The organism is Methylobacterium sp. Leaf89 (assembly GCF_001422215.1).
In the GTDB taxonomy this organism is placed as follows: domain Bacteria; phylum Pseudomonadota; class Alphaproteobacteria; order Rhizobiales; family Beijerinckiaceae; genus Methylobacterium.
The window spans coordinates 196828-215840 of record NZ_LMML01000004.1 but is presented as its reverse complement, the minus strand read 5'-3'; the positions used below and the strand labels follow the sequence as shown (position 1 = coordinate 215840).

14 protein-coding genes are annotated in these 19013 nt (G+C 70.4%); 11 read left to right on the top strand and 3 right to left on the bottom strand.

Annotated elements, in window-relative coordinates; all coding sequences use genetic code 11:
- Positions 1 to 605 precede the first annotated feature (605 nt).
- The 7 genes from ASF18_RS02370 (at position 606) to ASF18_RS02340 (ending at position 8664) form a co-directional block, all read left to right on the top strand.
- Positions 606 to 1289 (top strand): response regulator transcription factor, encoded by a 684-nt coding sequence (locus tag ASF18_RS02370; RefSeq protein WP_162239151.1) that lies wholly within the window; start codon positions 606 to 608, stop codon positions 1287 to 1289.
- Positions 1290 to 1713: 424 nt separating this feature from the next.
- A complete protein-coding gene (locus tag ASF18_RS02365) occupies positions 1714 to 2625 on the top strand; it encodes a hypothetical protein (protein WP_056349050.1) in 912 nt (303 codons plus the stop codon).
- A complete protein-coding gene (locus ASF18_RS23435; RefSeq protein WP_056349047.1) occupies positions 2619 to 3542 on the top strand; it encodes a hypothetical protein in 924 nt (307 codons plus the stop codon). The genes ASF18_RS02365 and ASF18_RS23435 overlap by 7 nt, the downstream gene beginning before the upstream one ends.
- The gene (gene pelF / locus ASF18_RS02355) at positions 3539 to 5110 is read left to right on the top strand and encodes a GT4 family glycosyltransferase PelF (RefSeq protein ID WP_056349042.1); all 1572 of its coding nucleotides are present in this window, start codon (positions 3539 to 3541) and stop codon (positions 5108 to 5110) included. The genes ASF18_RS23435 and pelF overlap by 4 nt, the downstream gene beginning before the upstream one ends.
- Complete coding sequence (pelG, locus tag ASF18_RS02350) at positions 5098 to 6543, top strand: exopolysaccharide Pel transporter PelG (RefSeq protein WP_056349038.1); 1446 nt, start codon at positions 5098 to 5100, stop codon at positions 6541 to 6543. The genes pelF and pelG overlap by 13 nt, the downstream gene beginning before the upstream one ends.
- Entirely contained in the window at positions 6536 to 7537 is a 1002-nt protein-coding gene (locus ASF18_RS02345; protein ID WP_056349036.1) for an endo alpha-1,4 polygalactosaminidase, read from the top strand. Before pelG ends, ASF18_RS02345 begins: the two co-directional genes overlap by 8 nt.
- A gap of 128 nt (positions 7538 to 7665) precedes the next feature.
- Positions 7666 to 8664 (top strand): GDP-mannose 4,6-dehydratase, encoded by a 999-nt coding sequence (locus ASF18_RS02340; protein WP_082486960.1) that lies wholly within the window; start codon positions 7666 to 7668, stop codon positions 8662 to 8664.
- Between the two features lie 103 nt (positions 8665 to 8767).
- On the opposite strand, the gene ASF18_RS02335 is transcribed toward ASF18_RS02340, so the two are convergent.
- Complete coding sequence (locus ASF18_RS02335) at positions 8768 to 9007, bottom strand: hypothetical protein (protein WP_056349032.1); 240 nt, start codon at positions 9005 to 9007, stop codon at positions 8768 to 8770.
- A gap of 263 nt (positions 9008 to 9270) precedes the next feature.
- Positions 9271 to 10005, bottom strand: a complete 735-nt coding sequence (locus ASF18_RS02330; RefSeq protein WP_056349030.1) for a Crp/Fnr family transcriptional regulator — start codon at positions 10003 to 10005, stop codon at positions 9271 to 9273.
- 1218 nt (positions 10006 to 11223) lie between these two features.
- Here ASF18_RS02330 and ASF18_RS02315 point away from each other — a divergent pair.
- From ASF18_RS02315 to ASF18_RS02300, 4 genes are all read left to right on the top strand, one after another.
- Positions 11224 to 12132 (top strand): LysR substrate-binding domain-containing protein, encoded by a 909-nt coding sequence (locus ASF18_RS02315; RefSeq protein ID WP_056215717.1) that lies wholly within the window; start codon positions 11224 to 11226, stop codon positions 12130 to 12132.
- Positions 12133 to 12266: 134 nt separating this feature from the next.
- Positions 12267 to 13460, top strand: coding sequence for a CaiB/BaiF CoA-transferase family protein (locus ASF18_RS02310; RefSeq protein WP_056349023.1), 1194 nt, complete (start codon positions 12267 to 12269; stop codon positions 13458 to 13460).
- Positions 13457 to 14425: a hydroxymethylglutaryl-CoA lyase gene (locus ASF18_RS02305; protein ID WP_244472536.1), complete on the top strand. Its 969-nt coding sequence runs from the start codon at positions 13457 to 13459 to the stop codon at positions 14423 to 14425. Before ASF18_RS02310 ends, ASF18_RS02305 begins: the two co-directional genes overlap by 4 nt.
- Positions 14426 to 14532: 107 nt before the next feature.
- Positions 14533 to 15855: an MFS transporter gene (locus ASF18_RS02300; RefSeq protein ID WP_056349022.1), complete on the top strand. Its 1323-nt coding sequence runs from the start codon at positions 14533 to 14535 to the stop codon at positions 15853 to 15855.
- Between the two features lie 42 nt (positions 15856 to 15897).
- On the opposite strand, the gene ASF18_RS02295 is transcribed toward ASF18_RS02300, so the two are convergent.
- Positions 15898 to 18981 (bottom strand): efflux RND transporter permease subunit, encoded by a 3084-nt coding sequence (locus ASF18_RS02295; protein ID WP_056349019.1) that lies wholly within the window; start codon positions 18979 to 18981, stop codon positions 15898 to 15900.
- Positions 18982 to 19013: the final 32 nt, after the last annotated feature.

Genomic DNA, 19013 nt, shown 5'->3' with positions numbered 1-19013 from the left:
ATTCAAAACTAAGGTTTTCAAGCTGAATGATACCGCGAATGCGCTCAAAACCAGTGAAGCTAATTCCTTTTCGCTAGAAAATGGACTCTTCTGCGATCGGGATATGCTCACCGGAAGCAGACCAATCTCGGTCAACCGACGTAGGAGACCGTGAGCGCCGCCACTCGGGAACGATACCGTCCGCTGCCCATGCGGCCCGCAGAGGACAGTCCCTCAGCCGCGAGTGGGGATACCATCGCGCGCCGACGCCTGCGTTCTACAAGTTTTCAGCAGAGCATTCTGAGCCGGCTTTCCGCGATCGATTCCAAAGGAGATCGGTAATTCGCTATTCAGAAAGTCGAAAAACTACCGATATCTTATCAAAGATTAACACCAAAACGATCGTTAAGTAATCGCTTGTAATCCACACAATCCCATTGTAGCTAATCAAATCGTCGCGGCAAACATCTCGGACCTCACGAGTGACGCTGGAGTCGGCGCATACCGAAGATCGCATGGGAGGGCTGACTATGTCACTCGTCGCAATCGAATCGGGCATTTCCGTTGCGAGGTCTGAACAATCCACGGTCGTCATCATCGACCCCCGGGTCCTGTTCCGGGAGAGCTTGATCTCCCAGATCCAGAAAAGTACCGACGCCCCCCAGGTCCTGGGCTTCTGCAGCGTCGGACTCTGGCAGAAGGCCGCGACGGAACGGCCCCCGGCCTCCGTCATCGTGATCGCGGCGACCCATCGCAGCATCGCCCAGATGGAGAGCGAACTGGATACCCTCGTCAGCGTCAGTCCCGGCGTTCCGATCGTCCTCCTGTCGGAACTCGAGGATTACCATCAGGTCACCGAGGCGATGCGACGGGGGCTCAGCGGATTCATCCCGATGACGAGTTCCGTGAAGGTGGCCCAGAGCGCCATCGCCCTGGTGCTGGCCGGCGGCTGCTTCGTCCCGTCCGGGATCGTCTGCACGCCCCCCGCGCCTCCGGCCGCGGAGGCGCGCGGACGCGGGTCGGTCCGGCTGACGGAGCGCGAGGCGGCCGTGCTCGGCGTCCTGCAGATCGGCAAGCCGAACAAGGTGATCGCCTATGAACTCAACATGTGCACCAACACGGTGAAGGTGCATGTGCGCAACATCATGAAGAAGCTCCAGGCCAAGAACCGGACCGAGCTCGCCTATCTGGTGAACACCAAGGGCGTGGTGTCCTGGGCTCCCCATCTCGGCGGCGCCTGGTTCCACGCGCGGCCCTCCGCGGATCAGGCGAAGGCCGCGCAGACCCTGACGGTGACGCACAACGCCTGATGCGGGCTCCGCTCGATCTCGAAGCGGTGCCCGTATCGGCAAGCCGGCGCGGCGCTCGAGCGAAGCCCGCATCCGGCATCCCCAAGGGATCGGACGGATGTGGTCCGACACGGGGCTTCGCCCACCGCCCGGGGCCGAGCCGCGTCCGGCCGACCGGGCGCGCCCCCTCGGCCGGGCGGAAGACGGGCGGCCGGACGGGTAACACGGACGGATGACAGCATTGGTCCTGCGCTAATCCAAGATCGCTAGGTCCGGCGATATTTCTTCGCAGCTGAATTCCTGCTCTTTTCAAGATGTTTCAGGATCTTGCGGTGCGCCGGCGATCGACTTCGATGGCCTGCCGCGGATGCCTGTGGGAGGCCATGCGGTGACGACTGCGGCGGCGGGTGAGCGGGGCGCATCGGATCAGGATCGATCCAGCCCGTTGCTGGGATGGCGGCGCTACGTCCCGGAGGTCATCGGCCTCGTCCTGTTCCTGGTCCTGATCGACCACCTGGTCTTCGACGGCAGCCGCTATGCCTGGATGACACCCCGGCCGTTCTGGATCCCGGTCATCCTGATCTCGGCGCAGTACGGCCTCGCGGGCGGCGTCTTCGCCACCCTGGTGGCGACCCTGGCGCTGTACAGCTCGGCACTGCCCTCGCAGCTCGCGACCCAGGATTACTACGCCTACTCACGCCAGGTCGTCGCCGAGCCGACGGCGTGGCTGGCCTGCGCCCTGGTCCTCGGCGGGTTGCGCAGCCTCCACATCTTCCACGCGGCCGAGTTGCGCCAGCAGCGGGACGACGCCCTCGACGAGGCCGACAGCCTCGGCCGGGGCCTCTCCGCCGCCATGGGGGAGATCGGTCGCCTCGAACTCCGATTCGCCGCCGAGACCCGCACCCTCGGCAGCGTGAGCAAGGCCTTCGCCTGCCTGGACGCCGAGGACGGCCTCCGCCTGGCGACGAGCCTGGCGGAGCTGGGCCGCCGGCTCGTGGGAGCCTCCCGACTCACGGTCTACGCGGCCACGCCCCGGGGCCTCGCCCCCCTGGCCACGGTCGCGGAGGGCGGAGCGCGCGACCGGGCCACCGCACCGGCCATCGATGGCACGCTGGCCGAAGCCGTCGCGCAGGCGCCGGACCGGCTCTGGCGCCGGGATCGCGCCGCGGATGCCCGGAGACTGCCGGACGGCGCGGTCCTCGCCGTCGCCCTTCCGGCCCACGGCGCCCCGGGCCCGCGCGGCCTGCTCCTGATCGAGGGCCTGCTGCCCAACCAGACCCTCGCCGAAGCCGCGCCGCGCGCGCTGGACCTGGCGCTGGCCATGGGGAGCCTGGTGGCCGGGGCGGAGCGATGCTGATCGACGTCCCGGATCCGCTCGCCGCCGCGCGGCCCCGGACCGCCTGGGACGCGCACCTTCGCGTCCCCCGTTCCCCGACCGTGGTCGCCCTCGCCACGGCGCTCGGGGAGCTCGCCCTCGCCGCGGCGCTGCTCCATGCCCTCGTGGGTCCCGTCGTCGTCCTCGCGGGGCATGTCGGCCTGTGCCTGATCCTCGGCCTGCGCACCCTGCAGGACGCTCAGGCACCGGGCGAGGCGGCGCGGCTGGCGCACCTCACCCTCTGGACCTTCATCGGCGGTCCCTTCGGCACCCTCCTGGCGATCGGCCTCGCCCTCCTCGATCGCGGCGCGGCGCCTCCGCGACCGGCCGAGGCTTTCGGAACCTGGCTCGAGACGGAGGGTCATCTCGACCCGCGAACGGATTGCGGCCGGCTCAGCAGCGACCTGCGCGATGGGCGTCTCCGGGTCGGCAAGGCCAGCAGTGTGGTGCCCCTGGCGGACATCCTCGATGGCGGCGCGAAGGAAGCCAAGTTCGAGGCGCTGGCGATCGTGGGGCGGCGCTTCGATCCGTGCCTGACCCATGTGATCCGCGCCGCGCTCCAGGATACCGACGCCTCCGTGCGCGTGCTGGCCTCGACGGTCCTCGCCAAGCTCCAGACCCGCTTCACCCGGGACCTCATCGCCCTGGAGGTGGCCGTGGCCCAGGCCCCGGGCGCGGCCGGCCCCTGGCTCGCCCTCGCGGCGGCGCGCCGCGCCTACGCCGAGTCGGGCCTGACGGAGGCCCTGCAGGCCCGCACGGAGATGGCGGCCGCCCGCGTCGCCGCGAGCCAGGCCCTCGCGGCCGAACCGGAGAACACGGCCGCCCGGGCGCTGCTGGCCGCCATCGAGGCCGAGAGCGGCGCTCCGACCCCGCCCCTCCCGCGGGAGGCCCTGCCGTGAGCACGCAGACCGCCTCCGGCCCATCGGACGTGTGCCTGCTCGTGGAGGGCGGGTACCCCTACCTCCTCGGCGGCGTCTCCTCCTGGACCGACAGCTTCATCCGCAGCTTTCCGGACAAGCGCTTCAGCCTCGTGGCCTTCACGACCTCGGACCAGGAACGGACCCGGAAGTTCGACCTTCCGGCGAACGTCGAGCGCATCGTCGACGTGCCCATCGACGCCTGCCCGCCGGGACGCCTGCCGCTCCTGCGGGGGCGGGAAACGATCGCGCCGCTGATCCGGGACCTGCAGGCCGTCCTCACCGATGGGGGCGCGCAGGCCTGGGTCCGGTGCGTCCGGGAGCTCGACCGGTGCGATCTCCGGCAGCGGGCCCTGCTCGATTCGCGCCCCGCCTGGACCGCGCTCGAACGGATCTACGAGGAGATGCTCCCCGGGGCGCCCCTCGTCGATTTCTTCTGGACCTGGCGCTTCCTGGCCCGCAGCCTCATCGCGATCGCCACCGCGCCGATCCCGCCGGCCCGCATCTACCATGCCATCTCGACAGGCTATCCGGGACTGTTCGGGGCCCGGGCCAAGGCCCTGACGGGGCGGCCCTTCGTGGTGACCGAGCACGGCATCTATACCAACGAGCGCCGGATCGAGCTCTCCGTCGCCGACTGGATCTACGAGTCCGGCGCGGGCGGGTTCGACGTCACCGGCACGGCTCCCGAGCTGCGACGGGTCTGGCTGAACGCCTTCAACGCCATGGCGCGGATCACCTATGACGCCGCCGACCTCATCACGACGCAGTTCCGGACCAACCAGCTCTACCAGATCGAGGACGGGGCAGCCGAGGCGAAGCTGCGCATGATCCCGAACGGCATCCGCCTCGACCAGTTCGCCGACATCCCGCCCGGTCCGCAGCCGCGCCGCCCCACCGTCCTCCTGGTCGGCCGCCTCGTCCCGATCAAGGACATCCGCACCTTCATCGAGGCTGCCGGCCTGCTGCGCCGTCAGGTCCCCGACGTCGACGCGATCATCATCGGGCCCGAGGACGAGGATCCCGCCTACGCGGCCGAGTGCCGGGCCCTGGTGCGCCAGCTCGGCCTGCAGAACACAGTCCGGTTCCTCGGCCGGGTTCGGGACGTGAAGACCTATTTCGGACAGACCGACGTCATCGCCCTCACCAGCATCAGCGAGGCCCAGCCCCTGTCGATCCTGGAGGCGGGAGCCGCCGGCGTGCCCGCGGTGACGACCGATGTCGGCTCGTGCCGCGAGATCCTCGAAGGACCGGACGGGCCCGACTCCGACACGGCGGGCGGATTCGTCGTGCGCGCCTGCGACCCGCAGGCGACGGCCGATGCCCTCGCGCGCCTCCTGCGCGACGGCGACCTGCGGGCGCGCATGGGCCGGAGCCTGCGCGCGCGCATCCGTACGGTGTTCGATCAGGACCGGGTCGTCGGGCTCTACGAGGCGCTTTATGCCTCGCTCGACCCGGCCTCGCTCGATCCACCAGCCCCCCGAAGCTCCGAATCCCTGCGGGATGACGGTCCGGCGGCGGAGATCGGGAGGATTCCATGGCCGGCCTAGGCTTCGCCCTCGAGCGCATGACGCAGGGGCGCTCCCTGACCAGCACCGCCGGAGCCTACGTCTACGCGGCCCTGCTGGTGGCGGGTCCGTGGATCTTCACGGTCCTGGCGATCGGCGGCATCGATCTCGCCGCCTGTCCCACCGACGACTGTCCCGGACTGCCGCTCTTCCGCTCGGTCATCATCTACAACGCCCTGATCTCGGCGATTCTCACCGGCCCGATCGCCTTCGTCTGCACGCGCTTCGTCTCGGACCAGGTCTGGCTGAAGCGCGACACGAGCGTCACCTACGCGTTCGTCGCCGCGCAGGCCCTCTTCGCCGCCGCGGCCCTCGTCGTCGCCGGCCCGCTCTACCTGTTCGCGGCGGACCTGCCCGGCCCGGATACGGTGGCCGGTCTGCAGAACCTGCTGCTGATGGGCGCGGCCTGGCTCCTGATCCCCTTCATGGGCGCGATCCGGAGCCACGTCATCGTCGCCGTGGCCTTCGGCGCCGGTGCGGCCGTCATGGTCGCGCTCATCGCGATCGCCCCGAGCAGCGAGCCGCTCCGGCTCCTCACGGCCTTCAACATCGGGCTGACGGTCGTCGACCTCGTCCTCGCCCGCCGCCTGCTGCAGGAATATGGGGTGGCGCTCGTGCCCGATGCCGCGCTGGCGCGGTCCCTGCACACGCACTGGGACCTGCCGCTGATCGGGCTCACCTGCGCCCTCGGCCTCTGGGTCGACAAGCTCATCATGTGGGTCGCCGCGCCCATCGGCGTGACCACGGTGGGCGGCGCCTTCCGGACCATGCCGAACTACGACACGCCGATGTTCTGGGCGCAGCTCGCGTCGATCCCCATCCTGGCGGTGTTCTTCGTCCACGTGGAGACCAACTTCTTCCGCCTGAGCCGCGCCTTCTACGGCAGCCTCGCCCACGGGGTCAGCCGTCGCGACCTCGCGCGAAAGCAGGCACGCCTGTCGCGCTTCGTCATGGCCAAGCTGTCCGGGTTGTTCATCGCCCTCGCGGCCGTCGCCCTCATCGCCATCCTGGTCTCCTACGTGGCGATCGAACCCCTCGGACTGCGGGCGAGCCAGATGGGCATCCTGCGGGCGGCCCTGGTCGGAATGGTGTTCCAGACCAGCGCCTCCTTCTGCTTCATCTTCCTGCTCTACTTCGACCTGCGCCGCCACGCCCTCGCGGTCTCGGCGACGTATTGCATCCTGAACGGAACGCTCACCGCCGCCCTCCTGCCCCTCGGATTCCCGTTCTTCGGATACGGCAACCTGTTCGCCTCGGCCCTCACGTTCCTCCTCGCGGTGACGCTCCTCGCCCACGAGCTGCCCTGGCTGCATTTCCATGCCTTCGTCACCAACAACACGTCCCTGCGGCCGGCCGAGGCACGGGCCCGGCCGGTTCGCCGCTACTTTCGATTCAGAAGGTCGAGCGATGCGTGATCCCGCCGATGGACGCCGCAGCGTCGGGCGTCCAAGCATCCTGCGTCCAAGCATCCTGCGTCCAAGCATCCTGCATCCCAGCATCCTGCATCCCAGCATCCTGCGCCCCAATATCTTGCGCCGAAGCGTGCTGCGGCTGCTCGCCGGCCTCGGGGCCGCGGGCCTGCTCCTCGACCGGCCGGCCCGCGCGCGCGACCGGCTCCGCCACCCCCATCTGGCCTGGACGCTGTTCTACGGCGAAGACCTGGAGCCGGCCGCATTCGAGGGCTTCGACCTCGTCGTGCTCGATCCGGGCTTCAAGAGCCCCCTGACGCCGATGCGGGACCTCGGAACCGAGGTGCTCGGCTATCTCAGCCTCGGCGAGATCAAGCGCACGAGTCCCTTGTTCGCGCAGCTCGACGACCCGGATCTCCTCCTCGGCGAGAACCCGAACTGGCCCGACACCGTACTGTGCGACGTGCGCCGGCCCGCCTGGCGTGCCCTGATCCTGGACGTCGCGATTCCGGCTCTGCTGGAGCGCGGGTTCTCCGGGCTGTTCTTCGACACCCTCGACACCCCGCCCCATCTCGAGCAGACCGACCCCGAGCGCTATGCCGGCATGCGCTCGGCCGCCATCGACCTCGTCCGAACCATCCGCCGGCGCCATCCCGACCGGATGCTGCTGATGAATCGCGGCTACGCCCTGCTGCCCGAGCTCATCGGGCAGGTCGACGGGGTCGTCGCCGAGAGCCTGCTGACGACCTACGACGCCCCAGCGAACGGCTACCGCTGGACGGAGCCCCGCGAACTCGACCCGCACCGGCAGGCCCTGCGCCCCCTCGCCGAGGCGGAGCCGCCGGTGCCGATCCTCAGCCTGGATTACTGGGACGCCGAGGACAGCGCGACCATTCGCGAGATCTACACCCGTGAACGCGCCCTCGGGCACCGCCCCTACGTCGGGCAGATCCTGCTCGACCGGGTCCTGCGCGAGCCGCTCGCCCGTGCCGAGCGCTGAGCATCCTTCGGCCCACGCCCGAAATGCCGCTGAAAGCTTCCTAATCCGTTTGTGTCGATTGCGCAGATCCTGACCGTGCGCTGAACTACTTGAAACTGTGTTTCGGGAAAGCCGTTGGGGAGCATGAGATGGACGGAACAGCATGGCAGGGCAAGCGGGTCGCGGTGACCGGCGCCGGCGGATTCATCGGCAGCCACCTCGTGGACGCCCTGGTGCGGGCCGGCGCCGAGGTCACGGCGATCGTGCGCTACAATTCCGGCGCCCGGGTCGGCAACCTCGACTTCCTCGACCCCGAGGTCCGGGCCGCGATGACGGTGGCCTTCGGCAACATCGAGGACAGCGACTTCATCTACCAGACCCTCGAGGGCCTGGACGTCGTGCTGCACCTCGGCGCCCTGATCGCGATTCCCTATTCCTACGAGGCACCGCGCAGCTACGTCCGCGCCAACATCGAGGGCACCCTGAACGTGCTCCAGGCCGGGCGCCGCAGCGCCGTCGGGCGGATCGTCCATACGAGCACCTCGGAGGTCTACGGGACGGCCCTGCGCACGCCGATCGACGAGACCCACCCGCTCCAGGGGCAGTCTCCCTATTCCGCCTCCAAGATCGCCGCCGACAAGCTCGCCGAGAGCTATGCCCGCTCGTTCGAGCTGCCGGTGGTGACCCTGCGGCCCTTCAACACCTACGGGCCGCGCCAGAGTGCCCGCGCCTTCATCCCGACCATCATCTCGCAGGCCTTCGCCCGGGACGAGATCCGCCTCGGCTCCCTGACGCCGGAGCGCGACATGACCTACGTCTCCGACACGGTGGCGGGCTTCCTCGCGGCCGGCTCGCAGCCGGGCATCGAGGGGATGACGATCAATCTCGGCACGGGCGAGACCTACTCGGTCGGCTGGTTCGCCCACCGCATCCTCGAACTGATGGGTGTCGACAAGCCGATCGTGACCGAGGCGCAGCGGATGCGGCCGGAGCAGAGCGAAGTGCTCAAGCTGATCTCCGACAACGGTCTGGCGCACCGCGCCATGGGCTGGGCGCCGCGGATGTCGATCGATGACGGCCTCTGCCGGATGATCGACTTCGTCCGCTCGAACCCCGGCTTCTACGCCACCGACCGTTACGTCACCTGACCCGGGCGCCCTGTCCCCGGCGCGGCGTTTCGCCAACCCGGCCCGGACCGGCGCCGGACGCAGCCGGGGCCTCCCCGGCGTGACGGGGGGCCCTGACCGGCGCTCAGCGAAGCAACCAGGTTCCGATGCAACACAGGGCGGCCGAGTACACCGGATGGTCCTCGTCGTCCGTCACCAGCACCGTGAAGGCTTGGCAATGTCCGTCCGCCCAACCTTCGTGGATCGCGATCTCGGGCAGGATGCGCTTGGCATGGAGGACGGCTTCCCGCGGACCGGCGAATTCCGTGCCGACATCGTCGCGCTCGGTGTGTCCGTCGTAGATGTCGAAGAAGTACCGAGGCATGGATCTCTCCGCACAGGCCCCGAAGAGCCGCGACGGCGCGTACGTGCGGGAAGGCCTCGAAGGAGCGCGATCACCGGACGCGAATCCTGTTCAGCACGCCGGCGGGCGGCATTGATCCATCGCAATGCAGGCGAAAGACCGCGGATCATGGTCGGCAAGCTGTCCAGGATGACAGCCGCTACCGCTGGTGTCTGGGCCTCTCCAAACAGGCGCCGGCGGTGGCGTCATGCCTCCGAACGGCCGCGGCATCGCGGGCCGACGGCCTACGCCACACGCGGTGCGCTCGCCTCGGGCGCGAGGTGCAGGTAGGCCGGGTCGAACATCGCGAAGTCCTTGAGCGCTTCGACATCGGGGATGGCCACCTGCTTGCCGTCGAGGGCGATCAGCCTCCGACGCTTCAGGCTCCCGAGCGTCCTGTTCACATGAACGGGCGACAATCCGAGCGCATCGCTCAGGTCGACCTGCGTGAGGGGAAGCTCGTACCCGTTCCCGGTCGCCAGCCCGACGGATTGGAAGCGCACCAGAAGTTCGCAGAAGACATGCGCGAGCCGCCTGTCGGCCGGGCGATGCCCCACGACGAGCAACCACTCGCGCAGGATCGCCTCATCGACCAGCGCGGCGCAGCGAAGGACGTGATCCAGCGACGGATAGCTGGCCGTGAGCCGGCCCAGAACGTCGTGCGGGACGCGCGCCACCTCGCACAGGGTGAGCGTCGCGATGGAATGGTCGAGCGCACCGATGATCGGCACGTTGAGATCGCAGACATCCCCCGGAATGAGGAAGGCGAGGATGACCCGGGTCCCGTCCGGCAGGAATTTGCAGCGGCAGGCCAGTCCGCTGCGAATGATGTGGAGGTGATCCGGAACGTCGCCCTCCGAGACGATGTCCGTCCGGGGACCGACGAAGCGGCCGTGAGCGTTGGCCTGCTCGAGAGCGTCCCGGTCCGCATCCGAAAGACTGAAACGAGGTTCGAACTTGCGGACAAAAGATCCGAACACGTGCCCCTCTGAAGTCGACACCGAAGATCAACATTTGATATTAGATCATAGCGATCCTAGAAAATATATAGTCAAAAAGTACGATTGTCTCCGATCAGCATCAGGATCGGATAAGTCGCTTTTGACGGATCATGCTGGGCCTGACGCCGGATATCGCGATCATCCAGGGCAGGATGCTTGCGAAGGGGTAGAGAATCCGAAGCATTACCCGAAGCCCGGACCTTCGGAAGAGCGTCGCGGCCGAGACCCATCGCAGGGCGCGCGATGGCGCGCTCATTCCCACCCGGGCGGCGCCTTCACCTCTCCGGGGCCTCTGTCCGCCCCCTCGGGCGTTCGGAGGGTGGCGCCGGGAACGTCGGCGGCGCGGGAACCTCCGGCACTGCGGGCGGCGCGATGGGCCGCGTCGTGGCGGCCGAGATCCGTCGGGGTCCGGCAGCGCCCGTCGTTCAGGGGCAGCGACGTGTCGAGGTCGTGGGGCAGAGTGGGAAGCCGAAGCGGGAGACCCCGAAAGGGCAGGGCGAGCGTCGGCCGCCGCCACGCGGTCGCGATCGGCCCGAACCGCTGCGCCGACGTGGTCATCCCCCGGACCTCGTCCGCACCGCCGGCCATGGCGTGCGGGACGATTCCGTCGCCTCGGCGGTCGTCCGGTCCGAAGGGGCCCGCCCGAGCACGCGGACCGACCGGGTCGCGGCGCTCGCCCGCTGCGACACCCTCCCGGACGACCTGCCGTCCGCGTCTTCCCGCCTGCAGCCCTGTCCCTCGACACCGCCGTCCTGCGGCTCTCCCGGCCCGTGCCCGGACGCGAACCGCTCCGGCTCGGCCGGCCCACCGTGCCCCAGGCGCCGACCCTCACCGGGGCGGGGCTGTCGCGCCAGGGGCGTCGGCTCCCTCAGGACGACCCGCCTCGACCCGGTGCTGCGCACCACGACGGGCCTCCCCATCGCGGTCGCCCGCGGCGGGGCTGAGGTCTGCATGGGGGATTCCGGCGGCCCCGTGGTCGCCGACGGCCCGGGCGGCCCGGGCGTCCGGGGCGTCGCCGGCGCCGTCCGCTGGCCCGAGGCCGACCCATCGGCCCCGGAGGCCGGTTCTCCGGGCCTTCGGAGACGGACGCGCCGATCTGCCGCCGCCGGGCTGGTCCGTCGGGCCGTCCGGCGCTGTAGTCTCGCCGGAGCCCCGGGGTGCAGTCCGCGCCGGTCGGGGCCGGTGAGAGGGATGGACATGCTGGCCCCGACGCTCCTGCGGCGCCTCGATCCGACGACGCTGCGCCTGTTCGTGGCGATGTGCGAGGACGGCACCCTGACCCAGGCGGCCCGGCGGGCGGCGATCGCCCCCTCCGCCGTCAGCAAGCGCCTGGTCGAGCTGGAGCAGAGTCTCGGCGTCCAGCTGATGACGCGCCAGGCGCGGGGCATGGTGATGACCCCGGCCGGGGAGACCCTGCTCCATCACGCCCGGCGCATGCTGCACGACGTCGAGCAGATCGTGGTGGAGCTCGCCGAGCACGCCAAGGGCGTCCGGGGCATCGTGCGGATGTTCGCCAACCTGTCGGCTATCGTGCAGTTCCTGCCCGAGGACCTGCGCGCCTTCCTGGCGCGCCAGGAGGCCATCAAGATCAGCCTGGAGGAGCGCCCGAGCGGCGGCGTGGTGGCCGGCGTCGAGGCGGGCCTGGCCGAGCTCGGCATCTGCTCCGGCAGCATCCCGGCCCGGGACCTGACCAGCGTGCTCTACCGCCGCGACAGCCTCGTCGTGGTCATGCGCCACGACCATCCCCTGGCGGACCGGCCCGCACTCGCCTTCCGGGACACCCTCGACCACGACTTCGTCGGGCTGCACGCCGAGAGCTCGATCTATGCCAGCGTGCGCGGCGAGGCGCAGAGCATCGGCCGCCCCTTGCGCCTGCGCGTCCACGTGCCGGGCTTCGACGCGGTCCTGCGCATGGCCCAGGCCGATATGGGGCTCGGCGTGGTGCCCCTCGGGGTCTTCGCCCTCCTGGGAAGCGCCATGGACCTCGCCGCGATCCCCCTCACCGACCCCTGGGCCCAGCGCGAATTGCGGATCGTCTCCCGCCCCGGCGAACGCTCCCCGGCGGCGAGCCTCCTCGTCGCGAGCCTCACCGCCGACGCGGCCTGAGCCGCGAAGCGTTCTCCGGACGCGAACGGTCGTCGCCGAAAGACGGTTGGCCTTCGCCGGCCCTGCGCGGCTATCGATGGGCAGGAAGACGATCCGAGAAGACCGTCGCCGACAGACCACCGGAGGAACCGTTCATGGCCGGACCGCTCGCCGGAATCCGCGTTCTCGAACTCGGACAGCTCATCGCCGCCCCCTTCGCCGCCCGCCTGATGGCGGAGTTCGGTGCCGAGGTGATCAAGGTCGAGGCACCGGGGGAGGGCGATCCCCTGCGCAAGTGGCGCAAGCTGCACGAGGGCACCTCCCTCTGGTGGTACCTCCAGTCCCGCAACAAGAAGTCCATCGCCGTCGACCTGAAGGCGCCGGAGGGCGCCGCGGTGGTGCGGGCGCTCGCCACCAGCGCCGACGTGGTCATCGAGAATTTCCGCCCCGGGGGCCTGGAGAAGCTCGGGCTGGGCTGGGCGGACCTCTCCGCCCTCAACCCCAACCTCGTCATGGTCCGGATCTCCGGCTACGGCCAGACCGGTCCCTACCGCGACCGGCCGGGCTTCGGCGCCATCGGCGAGGCGATGGGCGGCCTGCGCTTCACCACCGGCCATCCGGACAGCCCGCCCGCCCGCGTCGGCGTCAGCATCGGCGACACCCTGGCCTCCCTGCACGGGGTCATCGGCGCGCTGATGTCGCTCCTCCACGTCAAGACCGCCGGCGGCAAGGGCCAGGTCATCGACGTCTCGCTGGTGGAGAGCGTCTTCAACGTGATGGAGAGCCTCGTCCCGGAATACGACCTCCTCGGCGAGGTCCGCACCCGGACGGGCGGCGCCCTGCCGGGCATCACGCCCTCGAACACCTACCCGACCCAGGATGGCGGCTACGTCGTCATCGCGGGCAACAGCGACCCGATCTTCCGGCGCCTGATGCGGGCGATCGGCCGGCCCGACCTCGCCGACGACCCAGCCCTGCGCAGCAACGACGGCCGCTCGGCCCAGGCCGCGCGGCTCGACGCGGCCATCGCGGACTGGTCGGGCGCGCGCAGCATCGCCGATGCGCTGGAGGCCCTGGAGGCGGCGCAGGTCCCCGCCGGCCGGATCTACTCGGTGGCCGACATCGTCGCCGACCCGCACTACCAGGCCCGCGACATGATCCTGCCGACCGCGCTGCCCGGCGGCACGGCGGTGAAGATGCCCGGCATCGTGCCCAAGCTCTCCGAGACCCCCGGAGAGGTGCGCTGGTCCGGTCCGGCCCTCGGCGCCCACACCGACGCGGTGCTGGCGGATCTCGGCTACGACGCCGCGGCGATCGCGGCCCTGCGGACCACGGGAGCGGTGGCGTGAGCGGCGGCCTGAGGCGCAGCGGGACCGGAAGCCCGGGCGACGAGACGCCCCTGATCGTCCAGGAGGTCGCGCCCCGCGACGGCCTGCAGATCGAGCCCGCCTTCGTCGAGACCGCCGACAAGGTCGCGCTGATCGACGCCCTCTCGGCGGCGGGCTTCAGCCGGATCGAGGCGACCTCGTTCGTCTCGCCCAAGGCGGTTCCCGCCTTGCGCGACGCCGCCGAGGTGCTGGCCCGGATCACCCGGCGCCCGGGCACGCTCTACGTCGCCCTGGTGCCGAACCTGAAGGGCGCCGAACGGGCGCTCGCGGCTTGCGCCGACGAGCTCAACCTCGTCATGTCGGCGAGCGAGACCCACAACCGCGCCAATATGGGCCTGACCCGCGAGGCCTCCCTCGACGCCTTCGCGCGGATCGTCGCGGCGGCGCGCGGCACCGGCGTGCGCCTCAACGCGACGGTGGCCACCGCCTTCGGCTGCCCCTTCGAGGGCGGCCAGCCGGCGGAGCGGGTCCTCGACATCGTCGCGCGCTACCGCGCCCTCGGGATCGACGGCATCACGCTGGCCGACACCACCGGCATGGCCAACCCGCGCCAAGTCGGCGACCGCGTGGCCCGCGCCCTCCGGCTCGTCCCGGCCGAGGCGCTGACGCTCCACTTCCACAACACCCGCGGCCTCGGCCTCGCCAACGTGCTGGCGGCGCGGGCGGCCGGCGCCCGGCGCTTCGACGCGGCCCTCGGCGGCCTCGGCGGCTGCCCCTTCGCCCCGGGGGCCACCGGCAACATCTGCACCGAAGACCTCGTGAGCATGGCCCACGAGATGGGCATCCCCACCGGCCTCGACCTCGACGGGCTGATCGCCCTGTCGCGCGGGCTGCCGGCCCTCGTCGGCCATCCCGTCCCGGGGCAGGTGGCCCAGGCCGGGCGCCCCGGCGACCTCCACCCGCCGCCGCCCGGGATCGCGGCCTGAGGCGGGGGTTCGACGCAAGACAAGCCCAACACGCAAGATCGGCAGAACCCGCAAGACCGCCCGGATAAGGGCGGCGCGCCATCGAGACGCCTCCAGGGAGAGACACCATGACCCTCGCCGCTCCGGCCGCCCTCGGCGCGCCCGCAGAGACCCGCGAAGCCGCCACCTACCGGAAGATCGCCTGGCGGCTGATGCCGCTGATCATGGTCTGCTACCTGTTCGCCTTCTTCGACCGCATCAACATCAGCTTCGCCAAGTTCCAGCTCCAGAGCGACCTCGGCTTCAGCAACACCGCCTACGGCCTCGGCGCGAGCCTGTTCGTGGTCGGCTACGTCATCTTCGAGGTGCCCTCGAACCTGATCCTGTACCGGGTCGGCGCCCGGCGCTGGATCGCCCGGATCATGATCTCCTGGGGGCTCGCCACCGCCGCCATGGTGTTCATCACCCAGGAATGGCACTTCTACGCCCTGCGCTTCCTCATCGGCGCCATGGAGGCGGGCTTCGCCCCCGGCATCCTCTACTACCTGACCCTGTGGTTTCCGGCCTCGCGCCGCGGGCGCATCACCTCGATGCTGTTCGTGGCCTCGGCCTTCTCGGGCATCGTCGGCGCCCCGGTCTCGGGGCTGATCCTGAGTTCGCTCAACGGCGTCGCGGGACTGGCCGGATGGCAGTGGCTGTTCCTTGCCGGCGGCCTGCCCTGCCTGCTCCTTGGCGCCCTGGTGATGCGCCGCTTCGACGACCGCGTCGGCGATGCCCGCTGGCTCACCGACTCCGAGAAGAGCCTGGTGGCGAGCCAGATCGCCGAGGCCAACCGCGGGATCGGCGACCACTCGCTCCTGGGCGCCATCCGCAGCCCCGGCTTCCTCAAGGTCGGGCTGATCTACTTCCTGCTCCAGATCGGCTCCTACGGCCTGAACTTCTGGGGGCCGGACCTGATCCGGACGGCGAGCGGGGCCAGCACCGGCCTGGTCGGGCTCCTGGCGGCGCTGCCCTACATCTGCGGGGCGATCAGCATGGTGGTGATCGGGCGGCTGTCCGACGCCTCCGGGAACCGACCGAAATTCGTGGCCGGCCTCGCCATCGCGGCGGCCCTGGGCTTCTTCGCCGCCGGCCTGTTCGACCGGCAGATCGTGCCGCTGATGCTGGCCCTCTGCCTCGTCGGCACCGGGATCGTCGCCTCGATCCCGACCTTCTGGACCCTGCCGCCGAAGCTCGTCACCGGGGTCGGCGCCGCCGGCGGCATCGCCCTGATCAACACCCTCGGGCAGTTCGGCGGCATCGTCAGCCCGGTCATGGTGGGCTGGGTCAAGGACCTGACCGGATCGACCACCCCGGCCATCTGGGTGATCGCCGGGCTCTGCCTCGCGGCCGCCGCCATCAGCCTGTTCGCCCTGCCGGCCCAGCTGCGCCGCAGCGACCGGATCGACTGATCCGTCGCGGGCGCCCCTAGCCCGGGGGCGCCCCGCGTGACCTCAGGCGTGGGGGACGGGGAGGGGCGCCTCGTCCGTCGCGCCGACGAAGCGGCCGAGGAGCCGGCCGAGGACGGCGCCGAGGCTGTCCATGAGCAGGAACACCGCCGGCACGAAGACCAGCGAGAGCAGGGTCGAGACGATCAGGCCCGAGATCACCGCCACCGCCATCGGCGCGCGGAACTCGCCGCCGATGCCCATCGCCATGGCGGAGGGCACCATGCCGGCCGCCATGGCGATGGTGGTCATCACGATGGGCCGGGCGCGCTTGCGGCCCGCATCCACGATGGCGGTGACCCGGTCGACGCCGCGGGCCATCTCCTCCACGGCGAAGTCCACCAGCATGATGGCGTTCTTCGTCACCAGCCCCATCAGCATCAGGATGCCGATCACCACCGGCATCGAGATCGGCATGTTCAGGATCAGCAGGCCGAGGATCGCGCCGCCGATGGAGAGGGGCAGCGAGAACAGGATGGTCAGCGGCTGCAGGAACGAGCCGAACAGCAGCACGAGCACCGCGTAGACCATCATGATCCCGGCCCCCATCGCCATGAGGAAGCCCGAGAACACCTCGCCCATGATCTCGGCGTCGCCGGTCTGCCGGATGGTGACGCCCGGCGGCAGGGTCTTGGCCGTGGGGGTCTCCAGCGCCTGGGCGATGAGGGAGCCGAGGGCGTCGGAGCCCTCCATGTTGGCCTCCACGGCCACGCGCACCACGCGGTCGTAGCGCTCGATGGCGCCGGGCCCCTGGTCGAGCTCGATGTCGGCGACGGCCGCCAGCGGCACGGCGGCGCCGTTCTTGGCCGGCACCTTGAGGTTCTCGAGACGCGAGACCGCGCCGCGGGCGCTCTCCGGCAGTTGCACCCGGATCGGCACCTGCCGGTCGGGCGCGTTGAACTTCGCCAGGTTCAGCCCGATGTCGCCGATGGTGCCCACCCGGACGGTCTCGGCGATGGCGTCGGTGGAGACGCCGAGATCGGCCGCCGCCCCCGCCTTCGGCCGGATGCGGACCTCCGTGCGGTTGAGGGGGGCCGTCGACATCACCGAGACCAGGTGGGGGATCGCCGCCATGTCGCGCTGGAGCCGGGCGGCGACCTCGGTGACCACGTCGACATCGGGTCCGCCGACCACGAGAGCGAGGTCGCGCTGGCCGCCGTCGCGCAGGGTCCAGGAGCGGATGTCGGGTTCCTGGGCGAGCAGGCCGGCGATCTCGGTCTCGATGGCGGCCTGCTTGGCGGAGCGCTGATTCTTCGGCGTCAGGTTGACGATCAGGGTGGCGAGCCGGGTCTCCTTCTTGCCGCCGGCCTGGCGGCCGCCGTCGACGAAGACCGAGACCACCTCGGGCAGGGCCCGGATGCGGGCCACCACCCGGTCCGAGACCGCGACGGTGTCGGGCAGGCGGGCGCCGGGCGCGAGCTCGACCATGAACAGCGTGCGGGCATTGTCCTGCTTCGGCACGAACCCCGAGGGCAGGAGGCCGGTGGAGGCCAGCGAGCCGGCGAACAGCGCGAGGCCGACGATCAGCGTGACGACGCGGTGGCGCACCGACCAGCCGACGACGCGGCCATAGGCGCGCATCACCGGGCCCTCCTTCGCCTCCTCGTGGTCGTGGTCGCGCAGGAAGTAGGCGGCCAGCATCGGGGTGATCAGGCGCGCGACCAGCAGCGACATGAACACCGAGACCGCGATGGTGAGGCCGAACTGCATGAAGTAGCGGCCCGCGATGCCGCCCATGAAGGAGACCGGTGCGAACACCGCGATCAGGGTCGCCGTGATGGCGATGACCGCGAGCCCGATCTCGTCGGCGCCCTCGATGGCGGCGCGGTAGGGCGATTTGCCGAGCCGCATGTGCCGGACGATGTTCTCGATCTCCACGATGGCGTCGTCGACGAGGATGCCGGTGACCAGCGTGATGGCGAGCAGGCTGATGCCGTTCAGGGTGAAGCCCATCGCGTCCATCGCCCAGAAGGTCGGGAAGACCGAGAGCGGCAGGGCGATCGCGGCGATCAGCGTCGCGCGCCAGTCGCGCAGGAACAGGAACACCACCAGCACGGCGAGCGCCGCCCCCTCGATCAGGGTGTGCATCGCCGAATCGTAGGAGCCGATGGTGGCCGCCACCGAGGAGTCGATGGTCTCGAACCGGATGTCGGGATAGGCGGTCTTGAACGCGGCGATGCGCGTCTCGACACCGGCCGCGACCTCGGCGTCGCTGGCGCCCGAGCCGCGCGAGACCGCGAAGGCGACCACCGGCTCGCCGTTGAAGCGCGCGAAGGTGCGCGGCTCCTCGATGGCATCCTCCAGCGTCGCCAGTTCGTCGAGGCGGACCTTGCGGCCCCCGGAAAGCACGATGGAGGTGGCCTTGAGGTCGCGCAGAGAGCGCGAGGCGGCCAGCGTCCGGATCGACTGCTCGCGCCCGCCGACCTCGCCGCGGCCGCCCGCCATGTCGGCGGAGGTCAGGCGCAGCTGACGGTTCACGTCGGCCGCCGTGATGCCCAGCGCCAGCAGGCGGTCGGGGAGCAGGGTGACGCGCATCTCGCGGGCGACGCCGCCGACGCGCTCGACGCCGCCGACGCCCTTCACGCCCTGGAGCGAGCGGGCGACCTTGTCCTCCACGAACCAGGACAGCTCGGCCGGCGTCATGCCGGGCGACGTCACGCCGTAGATTAGGATCGGCAGGCCGGTGATCTCGACGCGCTGGATCACCGGCTCGTCGATGGTGCGGGGCAGGTTGATGCGGATCTTGGAGACCGCGTCCTTGACGTCGTTGACGGCCCGGTCGGTGTTCACCTCCAGGCGGAACTCCACCGTGGTGACGGAGGAGCCCTCGGTGATGGCCGAGGTGATGTGCTTGACCCCGCGCACCCCGGCGATGGAATCCTCGACCCACTTCGTGACCTGCGTCTGCAGCTCGGCGGGGGCCGACCCGCTCTGCGTGATCGTCACCGAGACGATCGGCACGTCGACGTTGGGCATCCGCGTCACCGCGAGGCTGCGGAAGCTGACGAGACCGAGCACGATCAGCACCAGGAACAGCACGAGCGGCGCGATCGGGTGGCGGATCGCCCAGGCGGAGATGTTCAGGCGCATGCGTCGGCTCGATGGGGGTTTCGGATCGGGAG

Coding starts and splice junctions, on each gene's coding strand:
- ASF18_RS02345 (WP_056349036.1), top strand. CDS start 6,536: ATGCGTGATCCCGCCGATGGACGCCGCAGCGTCGGGCGTCCAAGCATC.
- ASF18_RS23435 (WP_056349047.1), top strand. CDS start 2,619: ATGCTGATCGACGTCCCGGATCCGCTCGCCGCCGCGCGGCCCCGGACC.
- ASF18_RS02295 (WP_056349019.1), bottom strand. CDS start 18,981: ATGCGCCTGAACATCTCCGCCTGGGCGATCCGCCACCCGATCGCGCCG.
- ASF18_RS02315 (WP_056215717.1), top strand. CDS start 11,224: ATGCTGGCCCCGACGCTCCTGCGGCGCCTCGATCCGACGACGCTGCGC.
- pelG (WP_056349038.1), top strand. CDS start 5,098: ATGGCCGGCCTAGGCTTCGCCCTCGAGCGCATGACGCAGGGGCGCTCC.
- ASF18_RS02340 (WP_082486960.1), top strand. CDS start 7,666: ATGGACGGAACAGCATGGCAGGGCAAGCGGGTCGCGGTGACCGGCGCC.
- ASF18_RS02310 (WP_056349023.1), top strand. CDS start 12,267: ATGGCCGGACCGCTCGCCGGAATCCGCGTTCTCGAACTCGGACAGCTC.
- ASF18_RS02335 (WP_056349032.1), bottom strand. CDS start 9,007: ATGCCTCGGTACTTCTTCGACATCTACGACGGACACACCGAGCGCGAC.
- ASF18_RS02300 (WP_056349022.1), top strand. CDS start 14,533: ATGACCCTCGCCGCTCCGGCCGCCCTCGGCGCGCCCGCAGAGACCCGC.